The organism is Candidatus Dormiibacterota bacterium, from assembly GCA_036495095.1.
In the GTDB taxonomy this organism is placed as follows: domain Bacteria; phylum Chloroflexota; class Dormibacteria; order Aeolococcales; family Aeolococcaceae; genus CF-96.
The window spans coordinates 1-17,340 of the sequence record DASXNK010000025.1; the positions used below are offsets into that span (position 1 = coordinate 1).

The following is a 17,340-nucleotide window of genomic DNA, read 5'->3' on the forward strand; positions in this document are numbered from 1 at the left end:
ACGTCGAGCAGCTGCTCGGCCTGCTCGACCGGCTCGTCGACTCCGGCAAGTCGGTCATCGTCATCGAGCACCACCAGGCGGTCATGGCGCACGCCGACTGGATCATCGACCTCGGCCCCGGCGCCGGCCACGACGGCGGCCGGATCGTCTTCGAGGGCACACCCGCCGACCTCGTCGCCGCCCGCTCCACCCTCACCGGCGAGCACCTCGCGGCCCACGTCGGCCCCTGACCGAGCCGCCGTGCTTTCTGGGCCGGTAGGGCCTGATGGCCACCGCACCGTCGTTCATCGCTGGCCCGGAGCGTAGCCGAGCCGCCGTCGGTACCCGTCCCAGTCCCAGGTTCCTGGACAGTGGGCGCGGTTCACCGAGTCGATCTGGAAGTGGCCGATGACGACCTCCGACAGCTCGCCGGCGTCGCGGCGCGCGACCAGGTGGTCGCCGGCGAGGCCCCGCCGGGGCAGCTCGGTGAGCAGCCAGCGCACCAGGGCGAGGCTGGCCCGCAGCTGCGGCGAGGTGAGCGGGTCGGAGTTGTCGGCGGAGTGCTTGGCGTGCTCGATGCTGACCGTGTAGTGGTTGGGGTTGACCGCCGCCCGCTCGGCGATCAGCGGCCAGCTGGGGTGGTCGGGGACGCCATTGCCCCACGCCGAGTCGGCCAGGCGCACCAGCTGGAAGACGGTGCCGTCCTGGCCGATCACGAAGTGGGTGCTCGCCTCCCTCGCCGGGTCGCTGAGCAGGGCCGCCACCCCCGGCCCGTCACCACCCGCGGTGCCGTGGAGGACGATGCCGTCGACGCCGCAACCGGCGCGTCCCGGCCAGAAGTTCGGGCTGGGATGCCAGATCGAACCGGGCCGCTCGGCGCCCCCGCCTACGCTCCGGGGGCGTGCCAGTTCACATAGCTCTGACCGGACACGCTGGGCGCCTGGGTCCCCGGCTTCACCACCGTGGGAGATCCCGCGCAGCCGGCCTGGGGGTAGACGCGCAGCTCCTGCATCGGGTCGGAGTCGCCGTCGAGCGCCGAGCCCACGGTGCCCTCGTGACAGAGCTCGTCGAGAAGCACGGTCACCGTCCCGGTGTAATTGGCCGACGGCCAGACGCACACCTCGCCGGCGGTGCAGTCGGCCGCCGCCGCGTGGGCCGTGATCACCGGGAGGGTCAGCGGTCCGGCGGCGAGAGCCAGGGTCGCCGCGGGAGCGATCAGACAGCGACGCCGTCGCCGCATCGAGGCACCTCCGAATATCCCAAAGGGAGCGATACAACCGTTCCGGTCACCGGAGTCTAGCAGCGGGCATCGGAGGCCCCGGGATCCGAACGGGGCTCAGCAGCCGGGGATGCTGCCCACCGCGCGCGGGATGACGCAGGTGACCTCGCCGTGCCGGTCGGTCGGCACCAGCGCGTTGCCCAGCTCCCAGAAGCCGTACACGGTGCCCACCACGGCCCAGAGCACGACGCAGGCGATGAACCGGATCAGCAGCACCTGGCCAACCGCGGCACCCGCCCCGGGGGTGATCACCGCGGTCATCGGCTTCGCGGAGGACACCCGCGGCGGTGCTGCGGGCAGAGGCGGCACCAGCGGCGCGACGACCGCCACCCGGGGCCGGAAGTTCGCCCGGTGGTGATCGAGAACCAGGTCGGCGACCGGGCTGCGGCCGGCGAGCGCGATCGTGGTTGACACCCCGCCCTTGTGTGGGTCACCGATGTGGACGACGTCGAGGCTGGTGCGGTGATCCCCGGTCATTGTAGCGGCGCGGACGGTGGTGCGAACATCGGTACGGGCATCGCCTCGAGCCGCTTCCGCGTCCGCGAACTCGCCACAGCCGTGTGGTGACTTCAACCATCTACGATGACGTGAAGCGACGCAGCGACGGTGAAGAGTGAGAAGCGGGCTGTGAGGGCCCCACCGGGCGGGTCGACCGGCGTCGCGCGAGGAAGATGGATCAGAGCCGATCCCCGAGGAAGCACAACATGGACCTGCGTCGCCTCATCCCCGTCGCCCTGGTGACCGCGGCACTGGGCGTCTCCTTCTCGCCGATCGTGTCGGCACAGCGCGCCGACCGGCTCATGCTGCCCGCGCTCACGCCCGCCGACTACGGCTCCGGCGCCACCCCCGCCACCGCCGCCTCGCAGTACATCGCGGTGCGCACCATGGGCACGGCGAAGAACGAGTCGACCGACCCGATGCGGCAGAAGTTCACCTTCCCGCTGTACTCGCTGGTCGACGGCTCGCTGGTCGGCAACGCCACCGACGACGTCTCCTGCTCGCAGTCGACCCCGCCGCCGTGTGCGGTGATCGACGCCATCACCACCTTCCGCTTCACCCAGGGCGCGTTCCCACTGGGAACCATCGTCAACCACGCCCAGGTGAGCATCGCCCCCGACGTGCAGAGGCCGGGGTTCATCATCAACGGCGCCCGGGCGACCGGGAATACCATCCAGAGCGCCACCGGCGCCTACGCCGGGCGCCAGGGCACGATCATCATCAGCGGCGCCAACGACGTGAAGAACTTCCCCAACGAGCTCGCCCAGGACGATCTCTGGCTGATCGCCCTGCAGTAGGCGCCGCCGGGGCCGAGGGGCCTGACCGCTCAGCGCCCGGGGTCAGCCCCCGGCGTCCGCACCCAGCGGCAGAGGCGGTCGAGCTCGGTCGCCGCCTCGACCGCCCAGATGCGGCAGGCGGTGTTCATCGCCACCGGGTCGGCGAGGATCTCGTCCCCGGGGACCATGTGCGGCAGCCGCAGCCACCAGGCACCGTCGAAGACGAAGATGCCGTACTCGGCGAGGTGCTCGTCGTACTCGGAGACGGCGTCGCCCAGGCTCTCCCGCCAGAGCCCTGTCCAGCTGCACGCGCAGCGCACCCTCCAGCCGCGCACCGGCTGGTCCTCGCGGGTCACGTCCACCTCGGCGTAGTGCTGGGGGTCCACGGCACCCACCATGGGATGACCGGGGGGTCACCGCACGCCCGGCGACCGGCCTGTGACCGCCTCTTCACGCCGCCTCGACGGCGGCGACGGATCAGCCCACCCGCGGCGGCCGCCGGCTCAGCACCCCGGCGGCCTCCAGCGCCTCCACCTCGGCGGCGCCGAGCCCGAGGAGCTCCTCGAGCACCTCGCGGTTGTGCTCGCCGCGGAACGCGGGCACCCCGCGCACCCCGGTGGAGGCGTCGGAGAAGCGCCAGGGCGAGTTGGGCAGCCGCAGCAGCCCGCCGCCGCGGTCATCGACCTCGACCACCGCGCCGCGCTCGCGCGCCCACTCGCCGGCGCCCGCCTCCTCGACGCTGCGCACCACCCCGGTCGCCAGGCGGTGCGGGGCCAGCGCCGCCTCCAGCGCCTCGGCGCTCTCCAGCCGGCCGGCCCAGTCCAGCAGCAGCGCGAGCAGCTGATCGCGGTTCTCGAGGCGGGCGGCGTCGGTCGCGAAGCGGGGGTCGTCGCGCAGCTCGGGGCGGCCGATCACGGTGCACCACGATTCGAACACGCCCCGGGTGACGGGGTTGCCGGTGACCACCACCCGCCGCCCGTCGCCGGTGGTCAGCATCGGCGTGGCCGCCCCGCCAGCGGGCGAGTACGGGTCCTCGGGGGCGCCGGAGAGCTCGCGCGCGGCCCACTCGTTGACCGCGAGCAGGGTCTCCGCCATCGCCACGTCGACGTGCTGGCCGCGGCCGGTGCGCCCCCGCTGCACCAGGGCGGCGAGGATGCCGGCGAGGCACTCGAGCCCGGTGTAGGTGTCGGCGTGGCTGAACGGGGTGCCGGGATCGCGGTGGTGGCGGCCGAGCATCTCCGTCATCCCCATCTCCGCATGGATGATGTCGGCGTAGGCGCGGCGGTGCGCGCTCGCGCCCCGCTGGCCGAAGCCGGAGATGGAGGCGTACACGACGCGCGGGTTGCAGGCGCTCACCGCCGCGTGGCCGAGGCCGAGCCGGTCCATCACCCCGGGCCGGAAGTTCTCGACGACCACGTCGACACGCTCGGCGAGGCGGAGCATCAGGTCGACCGCCTCGGGGCGGCGGAGGTCGGCGGAGAGGTTGCGCTTGCCGCAGTTCTGCTGCGCGTGGTAGAGCGCGATCGACCCCGCGCGTGGCCGGAAGAAGCGGGTGAGGTCGCCGTGGGGCGGCTCGACCTTGATGACGTCGGCGCCGAGGTCGACCAGCATCCGGGTGCAGTGCGGACCGGACATCACCAGTGAGAAGTCGAGCACCCGCACCCCGTCGAGCGGTCCCGGGCCGGTCTCGGTCACGCCGGCGATGCTACCCCAGACAGGAGAGAGAGCCGGTCCCCGCGGGGACCGGCTCTCGAGAGCTCGCGACCGTGATGGTCAGCCGGGCGCACCCACCGGAAGAACGGTGCGCTTGAAGGTGGCGTTGGTCACCTCGGCGAAGGAGGTGTAGAACGCGGCGCACGCGGTGAGGATGCCGAGGAAGCCGCCGAGATGGGTCCAGGTGTCGCTGGCGTTCCACTTGCCGAGGGCGAGTGCGAAGAACGTCAGTGTGAGCAGGAAGAACACCAGCTGGACCGCCCTGGCCGCGGCCAGCGAGGCGATCAGCATGTAGGCGGTGAAGACGCCCCACATGAAGAGGTACAGGCCGAGGATGGTGTTGAGGTGAGCGGTCGCCTCCGCGGCGATCTGGGCCGTGGTGGCTCCCGGTCCCAGCGCCTTGGCGGTGCCCGCCACGACCATCGGGGCGTAGAACTGGACGATGAGCCAGAAGCTCAGCCAGAAGGCGCCGTAGCTGGTGAAGGCGGTGGCCGCGAAGGTGTTGCCCTTGCGGAACGCCCACATCCCGGCGAGCAGCTGGGCGGTGCCGCCGTAGGCGACGGCGAGGCCGAGCACGATCGGCTCGTTGACGGCGCCGATCCAGCCCGCGTTGATGGCCGAGAGCATCATCGTGGTGAGGGCGAAGGCGGCGAGTCCGAGTGGTCCCGGATCGGCGATCTCCACCGCCGGCGCCGAGGCGCCCGCCGCCGCCCCGCTGAAGGGGCGGCTGGTCTCCATGGTTGCCATGTATCCGTGTCCTCTCTGACCGGTGGATGCGTGGTGTCGAAACTGCAGTGGATGCCTCAGTCTTCCTTCGATGCATCCTCCTGTGCTCGGGACTGGAGGTCCGACACGACGGTCGGGTCGGCGAGGGTGGTGGTGTCGCCGAGCTGCCGCTTCTCCGCGACGTCGCGAAGCAGGCGGCGCATGATCTTTCCGCTGCGCGTCTTGGGCAGGTCGGGGGTGAAGGCGACGTACTTGGGCTTGGCGATGGCCCCGATCAGCTTGGCCACGTGGTTGCGGAGCTCGGCGATCAGCTCCGTCGACTCCTCGTTGCCGCTGCGCAGGGTGACGAAGGCGGCGATCGCCTGGCCGGTGTCGGCGTCGCTGCGGCCCACCACGGCGGCCTCGGCGACGGCGGGATGGTCGACCAGCGCCGACTCCACCTCGGTGGTGGAGATGCAGTGGCCACTGATGTTCATGACGTCGTCGACGCGGCCCATGAACCAGAAGTAGCCGTCCTCGTCGATGCGGGCGCCGTCGCCGGCGAAGTACTTGTCGCCGTACTTCTGCCAGTAGGTCGCCTTGTAGCGCTCGTCGTCACCGTAGATGCCGCGGAGCATCCCCGGCCAGGGCGACTTCACCACGACGTATCCGCCACCGCCGAGAGGGACGTCGTTGCCCTCCTCGTCGACGACGCTGGCCTCGATCCCCGGGAAGGGCCGCGTCGCCGAGCCGGGCTTGGTGGTGATCACCCCGGGAAGCGGCGTGATCATGATCCCGCCGGTCTCGGTCTGCCACCAGGTGTCGACCACCGGGCACCTGCCGCCGCCGATCGCCTCGCGGTACCAGATCCAGGCCTCGGGGTTGATCGGCTCGCCCACGGTGCCGAGCACGCGCAGCGAGCTGAGATCGTGCCGGTCCGGGTACTCCGCGCCCCACTTCATGAAGGTGCGGATCGCGGTCGGCGCGCAGTAGAGGACGGTGACCCCGTACTTCTCGATGATCGACCACCAGCGGTCCTTGTCGGGGAAGTCGGGGACACCCTCGTACATCACGCTGGTGCAGCCGTTGGTCAGCGGCCCGTACACGATGTAGCTGTGACCGGTGACCCAGCCGATGTCGGCGGCGCACCAGTACACGGTGTCGGGCTGGATGTCGAAGATCATCTTGTGGGTCGCGGCCACGTGGGTCAGGTAGCCGCCGGTGGTGTGCTTGATGCCCTTCGGCTTGGCCGTGGTGCCCGAGGTGTAGAGGAGGAACAGCAGGTCCTCCGACTCCATGTGCTCGGGCTCGCACTCCTCCGACTCGCCGTCGACGAGCTCGTGCCACCAGTGGTCGCGGCCCTCGACCCAGCTGACCTCGCCGCCGGTGCGCCGCACCACCACGCAGTTCTTGACCGACGGCGCCCCCGAGAGGGCCTCGTCGGTGTTGACCTTGAGCGGGACCGTCTTGCCCCGCCGCCAGCCCTCGTCGGCGGTGATCACCAGGTTGGCCTGGGCGTCGTTGCAGCGGTCCCGGAGCGCGTCGGCGCTGAAGCCGCCGAAGACCACCGAGTGGGCGGCGCCGATGCGCGCGCAGGCGAGCATCGCCACCGGCAGCTCGGGGATCATCGGGAGATAGATGCCCACCCGGTCACCCCGCTTGACGCCCAGGTTCTTCAGCGCGTTGGCGAAGCGGCAGACGTCCTTCAGCAGCTGCGCGTAGGTGATCGTCAGGGTGTCGCCCGGCTCGCCCTCCCAGTGATAGGCGATCTGGTCTCCCCGGCCCGCCTCCACGTGGCGGTCGAGGCAGTTGTAGCTGACGTTGAGCTCGCCGCCGACGAACCACCTGGCGAAGGGGAGGTCCCATTCCAGGGTGGTGTCGAAGTCCTTGAACCAGGAGAGGTTCTCCCTGGCCATGCGCGCCCAGAATGCCTCTCGATCGGCCTCCGCCTCGGCGTAGATGCCGTCGTCCTTGACATTGGCCGTGGCGGCGAAGCCGTCGGGAGGCGGATAGGTCCGGCGCTCCTGCAGAAGTGCCTCGATCGTCCGCGCGTCGACGCTCACTACGTCATTCCTCCACACTCGTCCAGCTCGAATCTCCGGGGGCCCCCCATTCGGCCAGGGTGGGACCGTACGCACACGGGCACGAGTTCGGAAAGCCGCAGCCGGTGAGCGGTCGGAAGTCGCGGCTGAACGGTCGCCGCCGGCCACCGAGCGGCGCCGCGGCTTGCGCCTCGCCGGTCCGGTCACGATGATCGGCGCATGGGGGTCCTCGCAGGTCTGCTGGTCCAGGTCCTGCTCACCGCGATGGCGGCGGTCGCCGTCTACCTGCTGGTGAGCCGGCAGCGACGCAGCTTCGGCACCGCCGAGGACCGGGCCACCCTGCGCACCCTGGCCCTGGCCACCTCCACGATGGGGGCGCTGCGCCGCGGCCTCACCGCCAGGAGCGCGGCCGAGGTGCTGCCCGAGGTCGCCGAGCAGGCGGGGGCGGCGGTGGCGATCTACGACACCGGGGGCCTGCTCGCCTACGAGCCCGGCCCCACGGGGGCGGCGGGCGGGCACCGCCTCCACCTCGAGGACGACGCCGCCGGGGTGCTGGAGGCGCTGGGCACCGGCCGGCTGCGCCTCCTCCCCCTCCACGACGAGCCCGCCGGCGGCGGCTGCGGGCTGCGCGCCGCCGCGGTGGCGCCGCTGCTGGTCAACGACCGCGCCGTCGCCGCCCTGGTCTCGTACCACCCCCAGACCCCGGGACCGACGGCGCTGCAGATCACCTCCGACCTCGCCGAGCTGCTCGCCACCCAGCTGCGCCTCCAGCAGGCCGACCAGCAGCGGGTCGCCCTGGTGCGCTCGGAGCTGCGCGCCCTGCGCGCCCAGATCTCCCCGCATTTCATCTACAACACGCTGACCACGATCGCCTCGTTCATCCGCACCGACCCCGACCGCGCCCGCGAGCTGCTCACCCTCTTCGCGGACTTCACCCGCCAGGCCTTCCGCGGCCCCCAGGACGAGTTCGCGTCGCTCGCCGACGAGCTCGTCTACGTCCACCAGTACCTGCTCTTCGAGCAGGCGCGCTTCGGCGAGCGGCTGACGGTGCGGTACAAGGTCGAGCCCGAGGTGCTCAACGCCATCGTCCCCACCCTGGTGGTCCAGCCGCTGGTGGAGAACGCCGTGAAGCACGGCATGGAGTCGAGCACCGGTCGCGGCACCGTGAGCATCATCGCCGAGGACCGCGACGACGAGTGCTGGATCGTGGTCCGCGACAACGGCCGCGGCTTCGACGCCGCCGGCGTGGTCGGGGGCGGGGGGGGCGGCGCGCTCGCCAACATCGACCGGAGGCTGCGCGAGACCTTCGGGCCGACCCACGGGCTGAACATCGACTCGACGCCGGGCACCGGGACCTCGGTGCGGATGCGCATCCCCAAGTACCGCCCCGGGGTGCGGGTCTCGTGACCGCCGGCACCGAGGCCGGGCTGCGGGTGCTGGTCGTCGACGACGAGCGGCCGGCCCGCGACGAGCTCGCCTTCCAGCTGGGCAACCTCGACGACGTCGCCGAGGTGCTCCAGGCGGCCGAGGGCACCGAGTGCCTGCGCCTGCTGGAGAGCGCGGAGGTCGACGCCGTCTTCCTCGACGTCCGCATGCCCGGCCTCGACGGCCTGGAGCTGGGGCGGATCGTGCGCCTGCTGGCCAGGCCGCCGATGCTGGTCTTCGTCACCGCCTTCGACAGCTACGCGGTCGAGGCCTTCGGCCTGGCCGCGGTCGACTACCTGCTCAAGCCGGTGCGGCGGGAGCGGCTGCGGGCGACGGTGAAGCGCCTCGTCGAGACCCGACGCGGCCTCGAGGGCGCCACCGGCGCGGCCGGGCACCCCGAGGACGAGGACACCATGGGCGATCGCCTGCCGGTGCTCGCCCGCGGCCGCATCGTGCTCGTGAACGTCGCCGACATCCGGGTCGCCCTGGTCGCCGGCGAGCGGGTCATCGTGCACACCCACGAGGGGCGCTTCCAGGCGCGACACACCCTGGCGGAGCTGGAGCACCGCCTCCACGGCCGTGGCTTCCTGCGGGTCCACCGCGCCTACCTCGTCAACCTGCGGCACGTGCTCACCATCGAGACCTTCTTCAACGGCACCTACCTCCTGAAGCTGCGCAACGTGCCCGGCCTCACCGTGCCCGTCTCACGCCGCCACGCCAGCGACCTGCGCGCGGCGGTGCACCTCTAGCCCGCGTGGCCCAGCAGGGCCGCGATTCGGACCGGGCCGGCAGGCGGCTGCGCGACCTGCTCGAGCAGACCCAGGTCGGCGCCGTCTTCCTCACCGCGCTGATGCGCCGCCAGCTCCGGCTCAGTCTCGCCGTCACCGTCGCCTTCCTCGTCGGCCTCGGCATCCAGCCGGTGCTGCCGGTGATCTGGCCCCAGTACGGCGACGCCACCGTGCTCGGCCTGCCCCTGCCCTGGCTGGTGCTCGGGGTGCTGACGTACCCGGTGCTGGTGGTGCTCGGGCTGCTCTACGTGCGCCGCGCCGAGGGCATCGACGACGACTTCACGGACCTGCTGCAGTGATCGTCTCCGCCGGCGCCGTCGTCGGTCTGCTGCTGATGGCCACGCTCACGGTGGCGGTCGGCGCCTACGCGCGCCGCTACGCGCGCACCACCTCCGACTTCCTGGTGGCGGCGCGCGCGGTGCCGCCCCGGCTCAACGCGGCGGCGATCAGCGGCGAGTACCTGAGCGCCGCCTCCTTCCTCGGCGTCGCCGGGCTGGTGATGCAGTTCGGCTACGACGTGCTCTGGTACCCGGTGGGATACGCCGCCGGCTACCTGGTGCTGCTGGTGTTCATCGCCGGTCCGCTGCGGCGGTTCGGCGCGTACACGATCCCCGACTTCGCCGAGGGGCGGTTCGGCAGCCCCCGCTTCCGCCGCCTCGCGGTGGGGCTGGTCATCCTCATCGGCCTCTTCTACACCCTCCCCCAGATGAAGGCGGCGGGGATCACCGTGTCGACCGCCGCGGGGGTGCCCTACCCGGCCGGGGTGGCGATCGTCGCGGCGGTGGTGGTGAGCATCGTGGTCGCCGGGGGGATGCGGGGGATCACCCTGGTGCAGGCGATGCAGTTCGCGGTGAAGCTCTTCGCCATCAGCGTCCCGGTGTTCGTGCTGCTGATCCACTACGGCAGCCCCGCGCGGCTGGTGGGGGCGGCGGGCGCCGAGCCGGTGCCCCGGCTCACCACGTCCACCTCGTTCCGGGTGGGCGCCGGCGACCTCTGGTCGCTGAGCCGGCCGCTGACTCTCACCGTCGAGGGCCACGCCACCGCCACCCTGCTCCCCCCCGGCGAGCGCGGCGGCACCGCGCGCACCACCTACGTCGGGGTGCCCCTGTCCACCACATCCCAGCCCGCCGAGCCCCCGCGGCCGGTGGTCCTGGCGGGACGGAGCACCGTGCCCGCCGGGCGGGTGCGCTGGGAGCAGGACGCCCATGTGACCCTCGCCGCCGGCTCCCCGGCGCCGTTCGGCAGCGACACCCCGCCGAGCAGCGGCCGCGCCTGGCTGCACCCCTTCGGACCGCTCGCCGGGGGCAGCGGGCACCCGCTGCTGTTCACCTACTCGCTGATCATCGGCATCGTGTTCGGCACCATGGGTCTGCCCCACATCCTGGTGCGCTTCTACACCAACCCCGACGCCCGGGCGGCGCGGCGCACCGCGTGGTACGTGCTCGTGCTGGTCAGCCTCTTCTACATCTGGCCGCCGCTCTACGGGGTGGTCGGCCGGCTCCACGCCGCCCAGCTGTACACCACCAACCTGACCGACGCGGTGGTGCTCATCCTGCCGCGCCAGCTCGGCCCCCGATGGCTGGGCGAGGCGCTCGCCGCGGTGGTGGCCGCGGGCGCCTTCGCCGCCTTCGCCTCGACGCTGAGCGGCCTGCTGGTCTCACTCGCCGGCGCCCTCGGCCACGACGTCTACGGACGCTGGCTCCGCCCCGAGGCGAGCGCCCGGGCGCGCAGCCGCGCCTTCCAGCTCGGCGCCCTCGCGGCGGGAACGGTGGCCGCGGTGCTCGGGCTCTCGGTCGAGCACTTCGACATCAGCATCCTCGTCGGCTGGGCGTTCGCGATCGCCGCCAGCTCCTTCTTCCCCCTGCTGGTGCTGGGGATCTGGTGGCGCCGCCTGACCCTGCTCGGCGCGGCGACGGGGGCCACGGTGGGCGGGCTGGCCGCCACCGCCGGGATCGTGATCACCATGATCGCGTTCGTGAGCGCGCCGCTGGCGCGGCTGCTCGATGCCCACTCGGCACTCGCGGTGGTGCTCGCCCAGCCCGCGATCCTCACCATCCCGCTCGCGTTCTCGGTGATGGTCGGGCTCTCGCTGCTCGACGGCCGGGTGCCCCCCGAGGTGGGCGCGACGATGCTCCAGCTCCACGCCCCCGACCGCCTCGGCCTGCGCCGCGACTACGTGCCCGACTAGCCCGGGTGAGCCAGGCCCAGCGCTTCCTCCTCCTCCTCGTCGGGCTCAGCGCCGCGGCGGTGCTGCTGCGCGCGGTCTCCCGCCGGGCCCGGGTGCCCTACGCGGTGGTGCTCGCCGCCGGGGGGATCGCCGTCGGGCTGATCCCGGGGGTGCCCCGGCAGGTGATCAGCCCCGACCTCATCCTGCTCGCCTTCGTGCCCGGCCTGGTGTTCCAGGCCAGCCTGACCCTGGACCTGGGGTCGCTGCGCCAGGTGCTGGTGCCGGTGGGGCTGCTCGCCAGCGCCGGGGTCGCCATCAACGTCGCGGTGATCGGCGGCCTCGCCCACCTGCTGCTGGGGCTGCGCCTCACCGACGCCATGCTCCTCGGCGCCGTGCTCGCCCCCACCGACCCGATCGCGGTGGTGTCGATCCTCCGCCGCGGGAACGCCCCGGGGCGGCTCGCCGCCCTGCTCGAGGGCGAGAGCCTGCTCAACGACGGCACCGGCGTCGCCGTCTTCAGCGCGCTGCTGGTCTCGATCGGCTCCGGCGCCCCCACGGCGGGCGACGTGCTCGGCCGCTTCGCCCTCGAGACCGCGGGAGGCGCCGCCGTGGGCCTGGTGGTGGGCGCCCTCGGGGTGGCGCTGCTCCGCGCCTTCACCGAGCCTCAGGTCGAGATCCTGATCACCCTGGTGCTCGCGTACGGCGGCTACCTCGCCGCCGACCTCCTCGGGCTCTCCGGGATCATCGCCGTCGTCGCGGTGGGCATCGTCGTCGCCGGCACCGGCCGGCGGCTGCGCCTCCACGGCGAGGAGCTCACCGACTTCTGGGGGGTGCTCGCCTTCGTGCTCAACGCCATCCTCTTCCTGCTGGTGGGCACCGCCCTGCCCGCACACCGCCTCCTCGAGGCCGCCGGCATGGTGGTGGCGGCCTTCGGGCTGATGGTGGTGACCCGGGCGCTGCCGGTGTACGGCCTGCTGCTGCTCGCCGATCCCCGGGCACGGCGCGTCCCCTGGCGGTGGCGGCACCTGGCCTTCTGGGCGGGGCTGCGCGGTGCCCTCTCGGTGGCCCTGGCGCTCTCGCTCACCGGCAACCCCCGGGTCTCACCCCTGGTGCCCACCGTCGCCTACGGGGTGGTGGTGCTCTCCCTGCTGGTGCAGGGCGGGCTCGCCGGCGCCGTCGCCCGGCGGCTCGGCATCGGCGGGATCGACCGCGCCGACGCCGGCGGGGCGTCCCGCTGAGTCGCGGGACACCCCGGCCGGCGGGTGGGATGGTGGATCGGGTCAGGGAACCGTCTCGGTCTCGGTGACGGGCTCCTCGGCGCAGCGGTCGAGAAGCATCAGCCAGGCGGGAACGGTGAGGCTGGACGCCGCCGCCCTCACCGCCCGGCGGCACGCCAGGATGCGGCGCTGGTGCGCGGCACGCGCCAGCCGCTCCTGGTGGACCGCGTGCGCCAGCTCATGGTGCAGCAGCGGATGCATGGTGGAATCTCCCGTGGTTGGACACACAGTGCCGGCATCGCATCGGCGACGACGGCGACGACCTGGTCAGGACGCGAACACGCTCATCGGCATCTCGGCTTCACCTCCGTTGAATCCGCTGACAACGAAAAAGGACCGGGCGGTGACCGCTCCGATCCTCGGTGAGCCGGACGAGAACGTATCGGCTACCGGGTCGGTGCGCAGCCTCCGCGCATGCGGAACCAGTCTCGAATGACGAGGACCGGCGTCCGATGGGACTGCACCACGGGGGACCTCCTCTTCTGATCGTTCTGATCGCGGGCCACTCGCAGGGCGGCGGACGGGAGTGTATGGGCCTGCGCCGAAGCTGTCAACCGCAGCTGCAGGAATGTCACGAATCCGGGCGCACCCGCACCAGCCCTCGTCGTCGCCACTCCTTAAGCACCAGTCCTCGTCATCGCCACTCCTTAAGCACCCGAACCGGCGCACAGAGGGCCGCACGTTTGCACAAGGAATGCGTACACCGCATGGCAACGTTGCAGATCGCGCCGCGCCGCTGCATCAACCGGGGCAGCGCGATGTTGTGCACAGACCATGACGCGGCCATAACCGGTGCCCGTGGTAGCCTGCTGATGCTCTGCAGACGGCGCAGAACGCCGCGCCGGTAACGGGGACGAACGACGAATGACGCACACCTGGCGTGAGACGGCCGAATGCCTGCTCACCCACGCTCACGCGGCGCGCCTGCACCGGCGGCCCGCCGCGCCGAGATGAGGGGGACTTCGATGATCGAGGACGAGCCCTGGTGGGAGGACGTGGTCGGCGACCTGGTCGAGATCCTGCTCGAGCTCGACGAGGTGGGATGCGCGCGCCGCACCCTCGACGTCTACTGCAGCACCCAGCGGGCGCAGCGCTGGCGGGTCGGTGCGACCGTCGAGCTGCGCTGCCGCGCCCTCCTCAGCGCCGCCGGCGGTGATCTGCCCGGCGCCCTGGGCCAGCTCGACGCCGCCGTCGCCGGCCTCGACGACGCCTGGACGATCGACCTCGGCCGCGCGCTCCTCGCCCGCGGCAGCCTGCTGCGCCTGCTCGGGCGCACCTGGGAGGCCCGCTTCGACCTCAAGCGCGCCCTGGCGATCTTCACCCGCCACGGCCTCACCAGCTGGCGCTCCGCGGTGCTGCGTGCGCTGATCGGCACCGTCGACGCCGAGCCCGCCCCCGGCGTGTCCCCCGATCCCGCGCGCATCGTCGCCGAGCTCACCGGCGGCCACTGGTCCGACCACGAGATCGCCGCCCGCCTGCAGCTGTCCCTGCTCGCCGTTGAGCGCGAGCTCGGAGTGCCCTCGCTCGGGCTCCCCGTCGCCGAGTCGCTCTGAGGGGGCTGCGGGCGACACCTCGGGAATCACCGCTCGGCTGGGCTCGCGCCGCCGCTCAGGTGAGGACGGGGGTCGGGGTGTCGGGGTCGATTCGGTAGCGGTCCATGGCCTCGCTGACGACTGCCGGATCGATGCGCTCCTCGCGGCCGAGGGCGGCGAGGACGGCGACGACGATGTGGGCGGCGTCGGTCTCGAAGTGGCGGCGGAGCGCCTCGCGGGTGTCGCTGCGACCGTAGCCGTCGGTGCCGAGCACCGTGAAGGTGCCGGGGACGAAGCGGGAGATCTGGTCGGGGACGGCCCGGACGTAGTCGCTCACCGCCACCACCGGCGCCGGCGCGGCCGACAGCTGGGCGGTGACGTGGGGGACCCGCGGCCGCTTCTGCGGGTGCAGCCGGTTCCAGCGCTCGACGTCGAGGGCGTCGTTGCGGAGCTGCTGGTAGCTGGTCGCGCTCCAGACATCGGCGGCGACGTCGTGGTGCTCGGCGAGCAGGCGCTGGGCCTCGAGGGCGGCGAGCATGGCGGTGCCGCTGGCGAGCACGTGGGCGCGATGGCGGCGCGGCTCGGGCGCGGGCTGGTAGCAGTACAGCCCGCGGAGCACGCCCTCCTCGACACCCTCCGGCATCGCCGGCATCGGGAAGTTCTCGTTGTACAGGGTGATGTAGTAGAAGACGTCCTCGCCGTCCTGGTACATCCGGCGCATGCCGTCGCGGATCACCACCGCCAGCTCGTAGGCGAAGGCGGGGTCGTAGATGAGGACGTTCGGCACCACCGAGAACAGCAGCGGGCTGTGGCCGTCCTCGTGCTGCAGGCCCTCGCCGTTCAGGGTGGTGCGTCCGGCGGTGGCGCCGAGCAGGAAGCCGCGGCCGCGCGAATCGCCGAAGGCCCACACCAGGTCGCCGATGCGCTGGAAGCCGAACATCGAGTAGAAGATGTAGAAGGGGATCATCGCCTCGCCGTGGGTCGCGTACGCGGTGCCCGCTGCGGTGAAGCTGGCCATCGAGCCGGCCTCGGTGATGCCCTCCTCGAGGATCTGCCCGTCCGACGCCTCGCGGTAGGAGAGGACCATGTTGGCGTCGACCGGCTCATACTGCTGGCCGAACGGCGTGTAGATCTTCACCTCGCGGAAGAGCCCGTCCATCCCGAAGGTACGCGCCTCGTCGGGGATGATCGGCACCACCCGCTTGCCGATCTGCTTGTCGCGGAGCAGGTTGCGGATGATGCCGGCGAACGCCATGGTGGTGGACGCCGAGCGGCCGCCCGAGCCCGCCAGGGGCTCGTTCCACACGCCGGCGTCGACCACCGGCAGCGGCTTGGAGCGCACCACCCTGCGCGGCACCGAGCCGTGCAGCATCCGGCGGCGCACCCGCAGGTACTCGACCTCCTCGGAGTCGTCGCCGGGGTGGAAGTAGGGCGGCGTGCCCTGCTCCAGCTGGCGGTCGCCGATGGGGAGCTCGAGGGTGTCGCGGAACGCCTTGAGCTCCTGGTCGCTCATCTTCTTGATCTGGTGGGTCGAGTTGCGCGCGGTGAACCCCGGACCCAGCGCCCATCCCTTGATGGTGTGGGCGAGGATGACCGTGGGCGCGCCCTCGTACTCGGTGGCCAGCTTGTAGGCCGCGTAGAGCTTGCGGTAGTCGTGGCCGCCGCGCCGCAGGTGGGTCAGCTCCTCGTCGGAGAGATGCGCGACCATCCGCTGCAGCCGCGGGTCGGGGCCGAAGAAGTGCTCGCGGATATACGCACCGGTTTCGGTCGCGTACTTCTGAAACTGGCCGTCATTGGTGGTGTTCATCTTGTTGACGAGCACGCCATCGACGTCGCGGGCGAGCAGGTCGTCCCACTCCCGGCCCCAGATCGCCTTGATGACGTTCCAGCCGGCCCCGCGGAACACCGCCTCCAGCTCCTGGATGATCTTCCCGTTGCCGCGCACCGGGCCGTCGAGCCGCTGCAGGTTGCAGGAGACCACGAAGATCAGGTTGTCGAGCTGCTCGCGGGCGGCGACGCCGAGGGCGCCCAGCGACTCGGGCTCGTCGCACTCGCCGTCACCGAGGAAGCACCACACCCGCGACTCCGAGGTGTCGGCGATGCGGCGGTTGAGCAGGTAGCGGTTGAAGCGCGCCTGGTAGATGGCGTTGAGCGGGCCCAGTCCCATCGAGACGGTGGGGAACTCCCAGAAGTCGGGCATCAGCCGCGGATGCGGGTACGAGCTGAGGCCCTGGCCGCCCACCTCCTGGCGGAAGTTGTCGAGCCGGGCCTCGCTGAGCCGGCCCTCGAGGAAGGCGCGGGCGTAGACCCCCGGGGCGGCGTGGCCCTGGTAGAAGACCTGGTCGCCGGCCCGGCCGTCGTCCTTGCCGTGGAAGAAGTGGTTGAAGCCCACCTCGTAGAGCGACGCCGACGAGGCGTAGGTGGAGATGTGGCCGCCGATCCCCTCGGAGCGCTTGTTGGCGCGGGTGACCATGACCGCGGCGTTCCAGCGGACGATGCGCCGGATCCGCCGCTCCATCTCCTCGTCGCCCGGGAACCACGGCTCGCGGTCCGGGGGGACGGTGTTGATGTAGTCGGTCGAGACCAGCGAGGGCAGGCCGACCTGCTGCGCGCGGGCCCGCTCCAGCAGCTTGGTGACCAGGAAGCGGGCACGCGTGCGTCCACCCATGGCAACCACGGACTCGAAGGAATCGAGCCATTCACGGGTCTCGTCGGGGTCGACGTCAGGAAGCTGTGTATGGAGCCCGTCGAAGGTCATGAGGTGTCGCTCCGGCGAGTGCTGACGACTCGGGATTGAGCACCCTGTATACCACCCCGCCCCCTCCGGTTGACTTCCCGCGGAGGGGTCTGCTCCGTTGACGCCGGTGTCAGCCAGCGCCGAGCACGTCGTCGCCGGTGGCGGCGACGACGTGCGTCGAGTAGCGGATGTCCCCGATCTGCAGGCGGCCGAGGGCGGCGACCGCGGAGGCGAGGGTGCGGTAGCCGACGCAGAGGGCGGGCCCGTCCGGGCACTCCAGGATGGCATACATCACAAACTTCCCCGTTGCGGTGCGGCGCTGGTGGCGGATTTCCGTTCGTCGTCGATGGTAACGACGCGACCTGCCCCAGACATTGTGCGGGTAGCAACAATTGACGAGGGCTTGGTTATGACCGATCACG

At 71.9% G+C, this 17,340-nt stretch carries 18 protein-coding genes; 8 read left to right on the top strand and 10 right to left on the bottom strand.

Going from position 1 to position 17,340, the window contains the following annotated elements:
- A partial coding sequence (locus VGL20_02645) for a hypothetical protein (protein ID HEY2702566.1) occupies positions 1-230 on the top strand: 230 nt, incomplete at its 5' end.
- A gap of 54 nt (positions 231-284) precedes the next feature.
- Here the strand turns inward: VGL20_02645 and VGL20_02650 are convergent.
- The 3 genes from VGL20_02650 to VGL20_02660 form a co-directional block, all read right to left on the bottom strand.
- Positions 285-959 (bottom strand): peptidoglycan recognition family protein, encoded by a 675-nt coding sequence (locus VGL20_02650; protein ID HEY2702567.1) that lies wholly within the window; start codon positions 957-959, stop codon positions 285-287.
- A complete protein-coding gene (locus VGL20_02655) occupies positions 866-1,219 on the bottom strand; it encodes a peptidase inhibitor family I36 protein (protein ID HEY2702568.1) in 354 nt (117 codons plus the stop codon). The genes VGL20_02650 and VGL20_02655 overlap by 94 nt, the downstream gene beginning before the upstream one ends.
- Before the next feature lie 96 nt (positions 1,220-1,315).
- Entirely contained in the window at positions 1,316-1,672 is a 357-nt protein-coding gene (locus VGL20_02660; protein ID HEY2702569.1) for a hypothetical protein, read from the bottom strand.
- A 290-nt stretch (positions 1,673-1,962) separates the two neighbouring features.
- Here VGL20_02660 and VGL20_02665 point away from each other — a divergent pair, with 290 nt between their 5' ends.
- On the top strand, positions 1,963-2,553 hold the full coding sequence (locus tag VGL20_02665; protein ID HEY2702570.1) for a hypothetical protein: 591 nt from the start codon (positions 1,963-1,965) through the stop codon (positions 2,551-2,553).
- A gap of 29 nt (positions 2,554-2,582) precedes the next feature.
- Here VGL20_02665 and VGL20_02670 read toward each other — a convergent pair whose 3' ends face one another.
- The 4 genes from VGL20_02670 to acs form a co-directional block, all read right to left on the bottom strand.
- Complete coding sequence (locus VGL20_02670; protein HEY2702571.1) at positions 2,583-2,918, bottom strand: hypothetical protein; 336 nt, start codon at positions 2,916-2,918, stop codon at positions 2,583-2,585.
- Between the two features lie 91 nt (positions 2,919-3,009).
- Positions 3,010-4,227 (bottom strand): CaiB/BaiF CoA-transferase family protein, encoded by a 1,218-nt coding sequence (locus VGL20_02675; GenBank protein HEY2702572.1) that lies wholly within the window; start codon positions 4,225-4,227, stop codon positions 3,010-3,012.
- 78 nt (positions 4,228-4,305) lie between these two features.
- A complete protein-coding gene (locus tag VGL20_02680) occupies positions 4,306-4,983 on the bottom strand; it encodes an acetate uptake transporter (protein ID HEY2702573.1) in 678 nt (225 codons plus the stop codon).
- 65 nt (positions 4,984-5,048) lie between these two features.
- Complete coding sequence (gene acs, locus VGL20_02685; GenBank protein HEY2702574.1) at positions 5,049-7,013, bottom strand: acetate--CoA ligase; 1,965 nt, start codon at positions 7,011-7,013, stop codon at positions 5,049-5,051.
- Positions 7,014-7,211: 198 nt separating this feature from the next.
- Between acs and VGL20_02690 the strand changes: the two genes are divergently transcribed.
- The 5 genes from VGL20_02690 to VGL20_02710 are packed head-to-tail and all read left to right on the top strand — an operon-like array spanning position 7,212 to position 12,610.
- Entirely contained in the window at positions 7,212-8,399 is a 1,188-nt protein-coding gene (locus tag VGL20_02690; protein ID HEY2702575.1) for a histidine kinase, read from the top strand.
- Complete coding sequence (locus VGL20_02695) at positions 8,396-9,166, top strand: LytTR family DNA-binding domain-containing protein (protein HEY2702576.1); 771 nt, start codon at positions 8,396-8,398, stop codon at positions 9,164-9,166. The genes VGL20_02690 and VGL20_02695 overlap by 4 nt, the downstream gene beginning before the upstream one ends.
- Positions 9,167-9,171: 5 nt before the next feature.
- A complete protein-coding gene (locus VGL20_02700; protein ID HEY2702577.1) occupies positions 9,172-9,504 on the top strand; it encodes a hypothetical protein in 333 nt (110 codons plus the stop codon).
- Positions 9,501-11,393 carry a cation acetate symporter gene (locus VGL20_02705; GenBank protein ID HEY2702578.1) on the top strand — a complete coding sequence of 631 codons (1,893 nt, stop codon included), beginning with the start codon at positions 9,501-9,503 and terminating at the stop codon, positions 11,391-11,393. The genes VGL20_02700 and VGL20_02705 overlap by 4 nt, the downstream gene beginning before the upstream one ends.
- 5 nt (positions 11,394-11,398) lie before the next feature.
- Positions 11,399-12,610 (top strand): sodium:proton antiporter, encoded by a 1,212-nt coding sequence (locus tag VGL20_02710; GenBank protein HEY2702579.1) that lies wholly within the window; start codon positions 11,399-11,401, stop codon positions 12,608-12,610.
- 42 nt (positions 12,611-12,652) lie between these two features.
- Here the strand turns inward: VGL20_02710 and VGL20_02715 are convergent, their stop codons facing one another.
- Positions 12,653-12,850, bottom strand: a complete 198-nt coding sequence (locus VGL20_02715) for a hypothetical protein (GenBank protein ID HEY2702580.1) — start codon at positions 12,848-12,850, stop codon at positions 12,653-12,655.
- 764 nt (positions 12,851-13,614) lie between these two features.
- Between VGL20_02715 and VGL20_02720 the strand changes: the two genes are divergently transcribed.
- Complete coding sequence (locus tag VGL20_02720) at positions 13,615-14,202, top strand: hypothetical protein (GenBank protein HEY2702581.1); 588 nt, start codon at positions 13,615-13,617, stop codon at positions 14,200-14,202.
- Positions 14,203-14,257: 55 nt separating this feature from the next.
- Here VGL20_02720 and aceE read toward each other — a convergent pair whose 3' ends face one another.
- Positions 14,258-16,939 (bottom strand): pyruvate dehydrogenase (acetyl-transferring), homodimeric type, encoded by a 2,682-nt coding sequence (gene aceE / locus VGL20_02725; GenBank protein HEY2702582.1) that lies wholly within the window; start codon positions 16,937-16,939, stop codon positions 14,258-14,260.
- A gap of 109 nt (positions 16,940-17,048) precedes the next feature.
- Positions 17,049-17,210: a hypothetical protein gene (locus tag VGL20_02730; protein HEY2702583.1), complete on the bottom strand. Its 162-nt coding sequence runs from the start codon at positions 17,208-17,210 to the stop codon at positions 17,049-17,051.
- Positions 17,211-17,340 lie beyond the last annotated feature (130 nt).